The 12,762-nt window shown below is 43.0% G+C and carries 8 protein-coding genes; 4 read left to right on the top strand and 4 right to left on the bottom strand.

Going from position 1 to position 12,762, the window contains the following annotated elements; translation table 11 throughout:
- Nucleotides 1-16: 16 nt before the first annotated feature.
- Together H0262_RS10150 and rapA are read right to left on the bottom strand one after the other, a co-directional pair.
- Nucleotides 17-919: an acyl-CoA thioesterase II gene (locus H0262_RS10150; RefSeq protein WP_020444398.1), complete on the bottom strand. Its 903-nt coding sequence runs from the start codon at nucleotides 917-919 to the stop codon at nucleotides 17-19.
- Nucleotides 920-1,163: 244 nt separating this feature from the next.
- Complete coding sequence (gene rapA, locus H0262_RS10145; protein WP_181210662.1) at nucleotides 1,164-4,052, bottom strand: RNA polymerase-associated protein RapA; 2,889 nt, start codon at nucleotides 4,050-4,052, stop codon at nucleotides 1,164-1,166.
- A 693-nt stretch (nucleotides 4,053-4,745) separates the two neighbouring features.
- Here rapA and H0262_RS10140 point away from each other — a divergent pair.
- The 3 genes from H0262_RS10140 (at nucleotide 4,746) to H0262_RS10130 (ending at nucleotide 9,247) form a co-directional block, all read left to right on the top strand.
- A complete protein-coding gene (locus tag H0262_RS10140; RefSeq protein ID WP_181210661.1) occupies nucleotides 4,746-7,058 on the top strand; it encodes a sensor histidine kinase in 2,313 nt (770 codons plus the stop codon).
- Between the two features lie 84 nt (nucleotides 7,059-7,142).
- On the top strand, nucleotides 7,143-8,123 hold the full coding sequence (locus H0262_RS10135) for a response regulator (RefSeq protein ID WP_181210660.1): 981 nt from the start codon (nucleotides 7,143-7,145) through the stop codon (nucleotides 8,121-8,123).
- A gap of 185 nt (nucleotides 8,124-8,308) precedes the next feature.
- On the top strand, nucleotides 8,309-9,247 hold the full coding sequence (locus H0262_RS10130; protein WP_181210659.1) for a D-2-hydroxyacid dehydrogenase: 939 nt from the start codon (nucleotides 8,309-8,311) through the stop codon (nucleotides 9,245-9,247).
- 19 nt (nucleotides 9,248-9,266) lie between these two features.
- Here H0262_RS10130 and H0262_RS10125 read toward each other — a convergent pair whose 3' ends face one another.
- Nucleotides 9,267-10,889, bottom strand: a complete 1,623-nt coding sequence (locus H0262_RS10125) for an NAD(P)/FAD-dependent oxidoreductase (protein ID WP_181210658.1) — start codon at nucleotides 10,887-10,889, stop codon at nucleotides 9,267-9,269.
- A gap of 135 nt (nucleotides 10,890-11,024) precedes the next feature.
- Nucleotides 11,025-11,738, bottom strand: a complete 714-nt coding sequence (locus H0262_RS10120; protein WP_181210657.1) for an RluA family pseudouridine synthase — start codon at nucleotides 11,736-11,738, stop codon at nucleotides 11,025-11,027.
- Nucleotides 11,739-12,091: 353 nt separating this feature from the next.
- Between H0262_RS10120 and trxA the strand changes: the two genes are divergently transcribed.
- Entirely contained in the window at nucleotides 12,092-12,418 is a 327-nt protein-coding gene (gene trxA, locus H0262_RS10115; RefSeq protein WP_020444406.1) for a thioredoxin, read from the top strand.
- Nucleotides 12,419-12,762 lie beyond the last annotated feature (344 nt).

The following is a 12,762-nucleotide window of genomic DNA, read 5'->3' as shown; positions in this document are numbered from 1 at the left end:
ATAGCAATATAAAAACTTAAGACTTTGGCACTCGCAAACGCATCAAGCCTTCTTGCTGTACGGTCGCCACCAGCTTACCATCTTGCCAAAATTGACCGTGATTGAGTCCCATCGCATTAGATGTCGTATCACTCCACATGTCGTATAGCAGCCAATCATTTAAGTCAAAGTGACGATGAAAATGCATCGAATGGTCGATACTAGCAGCTTGCAAGCCGCTGGTCATAAAGCTAATACCATGTGACATCAGCCCCGTGCCAACCAAATAAAAATCAGAGGAGAATGCCAGTAATGCTTGCTGAATCGCGACGGGTTGATTGCCAAGCTCGCGGATACGCAGCCAGTTCGCTTGCTTAGGCTTCATTGGTTCCGGATGGATCGGGTCACGCGGTTTCACCGGTTTAATCTCGATATGACGACGGCGCATAAAACGAGATTTTAATGCCTCTGGGACTTTACCAACATAGTCTTCTTTTAGATCCTGCTCCGCAAGTAAGTCTTCAGGCGGTGGATAGACAGGCATATCTTCTTGATACTCTAAGCCCTCTTCCATCGGTGAAAAAGAGGCAATCATTGAAAATATCACTTGCTCAACCGGCGGCTTACCACGTACTTGCTTATACTGAATCGCCGTTACCTCGCGCGCGGACAAACTACGCCCATCGCGTAAGCGGCGCACTTGATAAATCACCGGCTGGTTGATATCACCGCCGCGCAAAAAATACCCATGCAAGGAGTGACAAGGCTTGTCTTCATCAAGCGTATGCGCTGCTGCCATAATCGCTTGTGCGAGCACTTGCCCACCAAAGATACGGGCACCGACATAGTCATGGCTTTTACCTTCAAATACATCAGGGCTGACTTCGATGAGCGCGACGGTAGCCAATAGCTCATCTATTAGTTGTGAATAATCAGACATGACGATTACTTTCCTTATTTTTATCAATAACGCCAAGCATCTAGATATAAGCGCCAAAGAATATCAAGACGATATGGCTTGAGCCGATAGGGCGTTTTAATTTAAATAATATGAAATCAATAGCAGTAATATACAAGATAAATCTTTAGATGAGCAATAAATGGACTATCGAAAACTCATGATAAAAAGTCATAAATAAAAACGAGATGCTTAAATACACCTCGTTTTTACTATTGTATTAAATTTATGGTTTTACTGCCACCAATACACGGATAGAATCTGGCACCAATGACAAGCCCGCCAATGCTTGCTCGCCTTGCATTTTTAGCTGCTCTAAACGCTCAATCTCTGCTGGACGCACGTTTGGATTGATGGTTTGTAGATGCTTAAGACGTTTGATCTCACGCGACCACTGCTGGCTAAAGCGGGCACTTGCTTGCTCACCAATCTCAGCCAACTGCTGACGGGCAATATCTTCCGCTTCATAATAACGCTGCTCGATGACATCGCCGCGTACTTTAATCACTTGGCGGGCGCGGTTTTTATCTAGGCGCTCAATGTGCGGCATGATCATATCGGCACTGATACGCGCTGACAAATCGCTGCCCTGCTCACTGATAAAGACGCGGATATTTTGCGTGCTCAAGGTTGCAGGCAAGTTAAGCAGTTTTGGCGCAATGGCTTCTACACGGAAATTCACTTCTAACATCACCATGCCCTGTGGTACCGCAGCGCTTTTTAGCATTGCCACCGTGGTATTACCAAAGGTGCTGGTACTTGCTAGCTCATAAATCGCCTGCATCAATGGATGTTCATGCGTGATAAAAGCAATATCCTCACGTTGCAGCGCTTGCTCACGTTCAAAAGTCAACGTCATACCATCTTCATCACCGAGTGGCAGACCGTCGATATAATCGCTAATCTCAGTGCTATCAATCGGTGAAATCACCCACGAGCCATCGCGTTGGATATTATGCTCGATATTGGCTGAGGCAAAAAAGCGCTCGATAAACTGCGGCAATAGATTATGCCCATCAAAATCGCGCATGGCATCAGCGATACGTCCAGCGACGCGCGGACGGCATGAGTTGTATTCTAATAAACGATCACGACCAGCTTGCAACTGTGTTTCAAGTCCCTGTCGTGTCTGTGCTGCTTCTGCGATAATATCTGCCAATATTGCACGATTGACGTCGTTATCGGCACCCTCAAGCATCGGTTTTAGCTCTTGGATATACTGCTCTTGTACGCTCTGCGCTGTTGGTGAAATCTGATTAAACATATTTAGCGCATTGTTATACCACTGATACAGACGCTCTTGCGCGGTACCTTGCACATAAGGTACATGTAGCATGATTTGCTGCGTTTGCCCAATACGATCTAGACGACCGATACGCTGCTCCAAAGTATCTGGATTGGCGGGTAAATCCCATAATATCAGCTGACTTGCAAACTGAAAATTACGACCTTCCGACCCAATCTCTGAGCATAATAATATCTGCGCGCCTTCACTATCAGCAAAGAACGCCGCGGCTTGGTCACGCTCAAGCAAGGTCATCTGCTCGGTAAAGATAGCAGTCTTAATACCCGCATGTAGACGCAATACCGCTTCCAAGCTCTCAACGGTCGCACCACTACGGGCAATTAACAGTACTTTTTTGTGCTTAAGCGCACCCTTTAAGATATCAATCAGCCAAGACACACGTGGGTCATCTTCCAACCAGCCACCATCAGGTTGATTTTCTTCGCCCCATAGCTGTTCACGCAATTTACCATTGGTTTGATAGCTGTCGACCCATGCTTCAGGTAATGGCAGTGGATAAGGCTGGCTACTACGACCATAAAAACCTTTCACACTCTCACGGGTATTACGGAATAAAATACGTCCCGTACCATGGCGATCTAGCAATTCATTTAGGGCATAAGTACGGAGTTTTTCGTCTTCGTTAATCGTTGCTAATTCATCGATACTAATCGTCAGTAAACTACTCAGTGCGGAAATTTGTCCATCACTTAAAGGTTTATCTTCTATTAATAGGCTGGCAACGGCTGCCGTTTCTGCAAAGGCATCTTGACCATCGATAAACTCATCTAAGTCATCAAAGCGATCTGGGTCTAATAGACGCAAACGGGCAAAGTGACTTTGCGCCCCAAGCTGCTCAGGTGTCGCCGTCAATAGCATGACTCCTGCCGTCTCTTCAGCAAAATCTGCAATGAGGTCGTACTTATCATTGCCGCCTTGCGCTTCATCCCAGTGCAAATGGTGCGCTTCATCGACGACCAATAAATCAAACCCTGCTTCCATCGCCTGATCATACAAGTCAGGATGGTCAAGGAGTAAGTCCATACCAGCGATGACACATTGCTCAGTCATAAAGACATTTTGCTCAGGGTCGTGCTCTTTAATCGCTGCGGTACGCACCAAATCAAACAAGGCAAAGTTGAGATTAAAGCGGCGGCGCAGCTCAATCATCCACTGGTATTGCAGACTGTCTGGTACAAGAATCAATACACGCTCAGCTTTACCCGTCAGCAGCTGCTGATGAATAATCAAACCTGCCTCGATGGTTTTACCCAAACCGACTTCATCAGCCAGCAAAACTCGCGGCGCAATACGTTTGCCGACTTCATGAGCGATATATAACTGATGCTCAATGATATCGACGCGCGCGCCCATCAAGCCTTTAAGCGGATGACCTGCAAGCGCTGATTGCATACGCAAAATATCTTGACGCAAATCGTACCAATCACTGCGCTCAATACGACCTGCTAGCAGACGCTCAAGTGGTTTCGCCAAAGTAATATTAGCAGCCAAACGGGTTTCCATAATGGCTTTTTCATGCTCATTTACACTGTACTTGAGCACGCCCATCACTTCTTCAACAGCATTTACTGTATAGCTCTTACCTGCCTGATCAGAGATACTATCGCCGACTTTAAACACCACACGAGATAACGGCGCAGAGTTTTTTGCATAAACGCGTGTCTCTTCACTTTGCGGAAATAAAATGTGCACACATCGGTCGTCTACATCGATGACCACACCTAAGCCCAGCTCGGACTCCGTATCAGATAAATAGCGTTGACCAACGGCGAATTCGGTGCTGTGCAATGAAGCGATAGAGATAGTCATAGGGCGATGTCTTTTTGTACTCAGATGATAAGAAAATAGGTAGTTTACGATGCAAGCCATGCTTGCTGGCTCAGTCAAATGGACGAACTGATAATTATTGGATATACGGTCATTCAGTATATTGTCACGAGATATATCAGGCACATCAGCTTGTAAGCCAAATCCGTCGGTAAAACAGATCATTATATAACGTTAGCGCTTAGATGAGTGCGTTAAGTTCACTTTTCAAGAGCAGATTTCTGCAAGATAAAGTCAAGGCTAAGCATAAGTTGGGCTTATAAACCAATAAGATAACGACTCGTAAGTAAACAAAAAATATTGTTATCGTAAAATTGTTACTGTATTGTTAAAAAATGCAATAGAACATCTCTCTTAATACCAAAGCTATTCAATTTAACTAAGTCATTAGACTTTTAGCTAACTACTACTTATATAAAAAATAGCATAGACCTCATAACCGTTATCGATGCTTTATCAGCGATTATGAGTATGCTATTGCCTGTAATAGTCCATTAAGTTATAAGTTAAGTTTATTATCATAATTTTAAGTTATGTTAACACTATTTTCAGTTGACGTTTATGACTAGTGTTAACAAGCTATTTTGATGAAAATTAACCATATATTTCGTTGTAGCCAATCCATCCCATTGGCAATTCTTTTTGTGCTCCCTACTCCCAAGGACAAATTCCGTCATGAGTGCCTCTAAAAAAGTTGGCTTTTTTAATCAAGTCAGTACCCAAGTTACCACTATTTTGTTCATTGCTTTTGCGGTCGTACTTGCGGTCGTTGTTTATGTGGTTGATAAAGAAGGCCATGATAAAATCCGTCTTGAGTCAGCAAAGCTGGTCGCTGAACGTGGTAATACCGCGGTTAATAGTATCTCAGCCGACATCAATCGTGTCATGCGTAGTGCCTTGCTGTTACAGCAAAGCGCGCAAACGCTGCCACCGCAAGAGAATATTTTGCAAGTCAGTACCGCCAATGCATTCGATAAACGCGACTATAACTTATTGGGTAGTGGCGGCATTTGGCCAGAAAAAGGCGCTCTTGGTGCCAATACTGCAACCCATCCGTTTTTGATGGTACGCCAAAACGGTGATTATCAAGCGGTACTAAGCGATCCAAACCCAACCAATCCTTATTATCAAGAAGATTGGTTTAGCGTCTTAAAACTACTCAAACCTGACAGCTGTATCTGGAACCATGTTCGCGCCAGCCAAACCAAAGGCGAGCTTGCCATGAGCTGCGGTGTCGCCATTGAGCGTGACAATCAGTTTTGGGGTGCCAGTACGGTCAACTTTACCCTAAACCAGTTGCAAGAGAACATCGTCAAGTTGAGTGAGAGCTCTGGTTCAGGCTATATTTTATTATTAGATAACAGTGATAAGGTTATCGCCTCGTCTAACCCTGAACGCTTAAGCTATATTGATGAAGCAACCGGTACGCCACTTGATATTAAACAAGTTATTAACTCAGATCCAGCTTGGGAGCCGGTGTTAGGTTTCTTAGAAACTCAGCGTAATGAGATTATCGAGCAAGTTGCTGCCAATGTATCGCCGCAGGTTCAGCAAGTACTGAATACGATTGATAAAGCAGAAACAGGTGATTCCAAAGGTTATTACTTAGTCAACTACGCCGCTTATTTAAATAACGGTGAAAACAAGCAAAACGCCATGGATAGCCGTTTGCTACAAAGCTTTGAGCTAACCAACGATAACTTCTATAATGGTAGCCAAGCGTATGTCTTTGAGATTCCTGAAACGTATTGGAAGCTGATTGTCGTACAGCCTGATGCTGAGATTAACGCCATTGCCGATAACTTGAGTGAAAACTTAATTAACTGGATTGCATTAGCGCTACTCATCACCGCTGCTATTATCTATTTTATGCTGACATTCTTAGCCTTTAAACCACTAAAAGAAACCAGTGATAAAATTTCTCTGGCAGAAAATATCATTAATAACAAGCAATATAACAAGCTAAGCTCAGTTAAATTCAAGGAAGGTCGCAACGAGATTGGACTGGTGAACGGCTCTATTAATGACCTATTAGATCGAATCCAATCTAACGAAGGTAAGCTTGCTAATATCAATCAACAGCTAGAGATTAAAGTAGAAGAGCGTACCGCTGAGCTGCAAGATACGTTAAAAGAATTGAAAAATTCACAATTGCAGCTGATTCGTTCAGAAAAAATGGCAACCTTGGGACAAATGGTGGCTGGTGTCGCGCATGAAGTGAATACACCATTGTCTTATGTACAGAATAACCTCGAGATTATCGGTCAGTTGACTGAGCAATACGAAGAGCTGATTGAACTGGTACAAGGTTTAAAAGGCGTTAAAACTGACGCGGCTTCCGATGGCAAAATTGATAAGTTATTAGCAGATATCGTCCGTGCTTCCGATGAAATTCAAGAAGATGATTTGTCCGCTGAGCTAAAAGAGCTGATTAAAGACTCGCTATTTGGCGTCGAGCAAATCACCGAGATGGTATTAAACCTACGTAACTTTGCCCGTCTTGATGAGTCAAAAGTGAAGACCATTGATGTGCGCGAATGTATCGAAGCATCATTGAAAATCGCTGGTAACTCTATCAGACATCAAGAGATTGTCACTGATTTTGCACCGACACCTGAGATCAAATGCTCACCGTCGCAAATCAACCAAGTCTTGGTCAATCTGCTTAATAACGCCGCGCAAGCCATGGGCGAAAAATCTGATGGCAAAATCGAAGTGCGTACCCACGCCGATGACAGCAATGTCTATGTTGATGTCAGTGATAACGGTAAAGGCATGAGCTCAGAAGTGCTAAGCCAAATCTTTGAGCCGTTTTTTACCACTAAAGGCGCAGGCGAAGGTACGGGGCTTGGTATGGCAATCAGTCAGCAGATTATGGAGCAGCATAATGGCGACATTAAAGCCGTATCGACTGTAGGCGTTGGCACCACCTTTACCTTAACGCTACCGATTAATAATGATCTGACAGAAAAAAGCCTAGCGGCATAATCGCTAGGTTCTGTTGTTATTTTAATTACTATTTTAATGATTATATAAAGCTATATCACTGTTATTCATCATAAGGATACCATCATGAATGAATTAGAAAATGACACCAGTAATGACACCAGTAATAACATCAGTACCGCTGAGTTAGGGGTTGAAGCGAAACCGAAATTGGCGTTCATTGACGATGAACAACGTATTTTACGTTCGATGAAACTATTGTTTCGTAAAACGCATGACGTTTTTATTACTACTGACCCGACTGAATACATCGACTATATCAAAAACAACCATGTACACGTTGCAGTCAGTGACCAACGTATGCCTGAGCGGGTTGGCGTTGATATCTTGCGCGAAGTAAAAGACGTATCACCTTCTACCATGCGTATATTATTAACCGGCTATGCTGATTTAAACGCGATTATTGGCTCTATTAATGATGGTGAAATTTACCGTTATTTAACCAAGCCGTGTAAATCTGAAGAACTGCTCGCTGTCGTCGGACGCGCCACTGAAATCGCTTTGACTTATAACCCAGACGAAGACGCCGAGCAGTTCGATAGTTCAGGCAATAAGCAGACTTTATTGGTCATTGATGAGACCAATGAGTTGATTGAGCAAATACGTAAGCAATTCTCTAATAACTATAAAGTGCTGCACGCCCAAGGTTTAGAGGAAGCTTATGATTATTTGGCGAATGAAGATATCGGTGTTTGTATTACCGACATCAATGTCAGTGGCGAGAATATTGCGCCGATTATCTTTACCCTAAAGCAAGATGCGCCGCATTTAGTCGTATTGGTACAGACCGAATTCCAAGATGCAGGACTGCTGATTGATTTGATTAATAAAGGTCAGGTCTATCGCTGCCTACCGAAGCCAATGCGCGCAAGCCTCCTTGAAATTAGTGTCAATCGTGCATTCCAGCACCATGCAAAACTAAAAGCCAGCCCTGAATTGGTCAAACGTTATGAAGTAGAGCACGATCCTGAAAACGATGTGCGCATTGACTTGAGCAGTCGTGTACGTAGTCTGATCGGTAAATTGCGTAAGCGTTTTTCTTTATAAGCGCAAAAAAATAAGTAAGCGCAAGAAACTAGTGTCTCAATAAATAAAACCTCTATTTCAGCTTGAAGTAGAGGTTTTTTGCTTTGTGCTTTTTGACATGTTTTTTGACTATATGCAGCAACGTGCTACATTAAGCCGATAATAAACCAAACCCATTTACGATAACAACGAGATAAGGAATCATCATGCAAGCGGTTTTTTTAGATAAAGGGACTTTTTCTGATAACGTCGACTTGCCAGCACCCGCTGGCGTTACTGATTACATTACTTACGATGATACGCCTCAAGCGCTGATTATTGAGCGCTGCAAAGACGCCGATATTATTTTTACTAATAAAGTGCAAATCAATGCCGAAGCGATTGCTAAGCTGCCAAAGCTAAAACTTATTCAACTGACCGCTACGGGTATGAATAACGTTGACCAAGATGCTTGTGTTGAGCGTAATATCGCGCTCTATAACGTCGCCGGTTACGCGGTGAAAAGCGTGCCTGAGCATACCTTTATGCTGATGCTAAATGCCATGCGTGCCAGTCTGCATTATCATAATAAAGTCACCGATGGCACGTGGGCAGATAATGGGAATTTTTGCCTACTTGATATCCCGCTTATAGATTTGGAAAATAAAACGCTGGGTATTATTGGCATTGGTACCATTGGCAAACGCGTCACTGATATTGCGCGTGCTTTTGGCATGACAGTATTGTGGGCTGAGCACCAAGGGCGTATGCCGCGTAATGATGACTATACAGCGTTTGAAGACGTGCTGGCGCAGTCCGATGTACTGAGCTTGCATTGCCCGTTAAATGAGAAAACTCAGCACCTTATCAATGCAGACACCTTGGCCAAAATGACTAAAAAACCTCTACTTGTCAACGTTGCTCGTGGTGGTATTGTGGATAGCCAAGCGCTTGCTGATGCCATTAATAATGAGCAAATTTTAGGGTATGGCAGCGACGTTTTTGAGCAAGAACCCATAGCTGCCAATGATCCTTTACTGGCTCTTGGCGAGCATCCGCGCGTAATATTTAGTCCGCACAATGCGTGGGGCAGCAAAAGCGCGCAAGAAACCTTGTGGCAGATGCTTAGTAAACAAGTCAGTGATTTTATCAATCAAGCTCAGTAAGATTAATAATTAGCAAATTCTAACGACTAAACTGTAGCCACTCATCTTTGATTTTACGGTATTTGAGCATGATGCGATCGGTGACATAGTTATTGTTCACCCGCCAAGGATAGCGATCACCTTGTTTTGGCAGCTCATCCTTGGCACGGCTGACATACCCTGCCGATAGTGCCCCAAGCACCGTATCTGCCTGCATTTTCACTTGTTCGTGCTCAGTCTCAGCCTGCGCACATACTGTTTTGTATCCTTCTTTATTCATATAACTCAGTAAGCGCAGCACATACTGACAAGCTAAATCAATCTTCAATGTCCAAGACGCATTGGTATAGCCAAACATGATTGCCATATTTGGTACATTCTCAAGCATCACTGCTTTGTAGGTCATTCGTGCGCCCACATCGATCGGCTCCCCGTCGACATATAAAGCTGCACCGCCTAGCATCTGTAATTTTAGACCCGTCGCAGTAACGATGATATCTGCGTCCAAATGCTTGCCTGATGCTAATGCAATACCAGTTGAGGTAAACTGGCTGATGCTATCGGTTACCACTTCAGCGCGCTTGCTATGCAAAGCTTGAAACAAATCGCTATCAGGTACCGCACACAAACGCTCTTCCCAAGGATTATAAGCCGGCTTAAAATGGTCAACATCCACGCCACTACCTTTAAGCTCTTTTTTGACTTTATGGTTTAATAGCGCTTTCATCACTTTTGGCGCATAAATCGCCACCCGATAAATACCTTGTTGAAACATCACATTGCGCGTACGCAACAAGGTGTACGCCTGTGATTTTGATAAAGGTGAGAATTTACCTGATAGCAAGTCAAGCGCATGATCATCGCCCGGTACGCTTGCAACATACGTCGGTGAGCGTTGCAGCATGGTGACATGACGGGCACATTGTTTACTACTTTCATCGACCAATGCCGGTATCAGTGTCATCGCCGTCGCGCCACTACCGATGACGACGACCTTTTTATCGTCGTATTGTGTATTTTGCCAATGCTGCGGGTGGACTATTTCACCTTTGAAATTTTCTTCATTTTTAAAATGTGGTCTATAACCAGTTTCATAGTCATAATAACCGGTCGCCCCAACGACAAAGTTTGCCGTTAAGCTCAATACTTCACCGGTAGCATGATTTTTAATCATCGCCGTCCATTGCTGACTGTCGCTTGACCATGATAACTGCTGTACTTCATGCTGATAGCGAATATGCTCTACCACCTTAAACTCGCGTGCTGTATCAGCAATATAGCTTTTAATGTCTGCACCTTTTGCAAGCATCTTATGATCCAGCCACGGACGGAAACTATAGCCAAAAGTCAGCGCATCCGAGTCAGAACGAATACCAGGATAGGTAAACAAATCCCACGTACCGCCCAAATCCTCACGTTTTTCTACGATTAAAAATCGTTGGCTATTAAGTTTGAGGCGTTTTTTCTGCTTAACGCTTTTACTATCAAAAAGACTTCGATGACTTTTTTGCGAGCTCTGCTGCTGCAAATGGCAAGCCATGCTGATGCCTGCGATACCCGCACCAATAATCAGTACCTCATAATCTGCAGGAGCATCTGATGAATAAGGTTTAGCTTTAAAGCGCTTTTTAAGCGCCTGCTTGGCAGTAGTCATATTAAGCATAATACAATCCTTGTTTTGCAAGTTGGCTTACCTATCAGAGCGCAGGATGCCTTACTAATTTTCCATAGCAGCTTTACCTAGCAACTTTATCTAGTAATTTGCAACAATACTAGATTTTAGTTTATTTTAAAAATACTAAAAAGGCGTTGGACTTTCCCAGTCCATCCACGCTCCAAGCGTTGGATGTTTTAGGCGCAGTTGCTGCGCATGTAGATTTAGTCTTGGCGCAATATCCAATGCAATACCTTCTGCATAAATCGGGTCACCAATCATCACATGTCCGACATGTACCATATGGACCCGCAGCTGATGACTGCGACCAGTGACTGGTTTTAATAGTACGCGAGTTACTACTTGCCCATCACATTCTTCATGCGCCAATACTTCATATAAAGTCAGCGCATGTTTTGACCAGTTAGGATCGACGATATGACGCGGTTTGGTTGCAGGCTCATAACGTACTGGCACTGATATCTCACCTTTGGCACCGACGCTGTCCCATTGACCAAACACTCGTGCTTGATAACTTTTTTGCGGTAGTCGGTCGATGAACTGCTTACTAATATTGGTTTGTGCCGCTGCATTTTTGGCGAAAATAAGCAGGCCAGAGGTATCCATATCGAGGCGATGAATCAGTTTGACGGCAGGATTGGCACGTTCAAGGCGAGCTAGCAAGCTTACTTTTAAGCTCTTACCCTCGACACTCAACAGTCCTGCTGGCTTATCGACTACCCAGATATCTTCATCTTCATAGACGGTAACTTTTTTTGCAAATGTTTGAAAAAACTCAGGCGAACGGGTCTTTTCTTCAGCATTAAGGGCATCGATTTTTTCATCTGTAAAGGGCATAAATGTGGGCTACTTATATGAATGGACTTATATTAATCAGTTCGGATATAAAAATCAGAATCCGTTATAGAATCAAGATGCAAGTAATCTTAACGAGCAGTTAAAAGCAGAAATAAATACAGTAGGTAACAGATAAAAGCCAACCCTGTATCCTTATGTGTCGATTTATTGTGCTAATCGTAATTGTTAAACAATTTAACCAGTCTACGTCTGTCAACTTTAGGCAAACATGTTAATATAATGGCAGATTTATACACATTCTTAACATTCGTTAGCTGGTCATCATTTTGGTATGACATTTATTGTTTTATCGATAAATGGTGATACATATAATAAAACAAGAGAGAAAAATTATGTCAGACCTTATTGTTAATACCACTGATGCCAACTTTGACCAAGACGTCTTACAATCTGACGTGCCAGTATTAGTTGATTTTTGGGCAACATGGTGTGGTCCTTGTAAAGCAATCGCACCTATTTTAGAAGATTTAGCGACTGAGTACCAAGGTAAAGTTAAAATCGTTAAAGTTGACGTTGATAACAACCCACAAGCGGCAAGCCGTTTTGGTATCCGCAACATTCCTACCCTATTCGTATTTAAAGGTGGCGAAAAAGTGGATTCAGTCATGGGCTTACAGCCAAAAGCTGAATTGGCAAAAGTATTAGATAAGCATCTATAAATTAACGCATGCTTGCTTTGGTCATTCTTAGTAAAAGCGCTGAAAGCATCGTAAACATCAAAGCCATTATCTGATACAGATAGTGGCTTTTTTGTTGATTTTATGAGCAAAAAGCTAGATTACTTTACTTTTTTGGCAAAAATTATTGACAATACTATCTTTAAGCCCGTATAGTCTGCTGATAAGAGAACACTAATGGCTCTCCTAAATATCTTGTCGCTATTCTCCTCGTGTTTATCAACAAAAACACCATCGTCATTATTAAATACCACTACTGACCGAATGACTAAACACAATGACTGATATTGAGTTTTTGACGCAGACTCTTATGTAGATTTCTTTAT

The sequence above is a fragment of the Psychrobacter sp. D2 genome, assembly GCF_013608135.1.
GTDB classification, from domain to species: Bacteria; Pseudomonadota; Gammaproteobacteria; order Pseudomonadales; family Moraxellaceae; genus Psychrobacter; species Psychrobacter cryohalolentis.
This window is presented reverse-complemented; position numbering and strand designations above follow the sequence as displayed.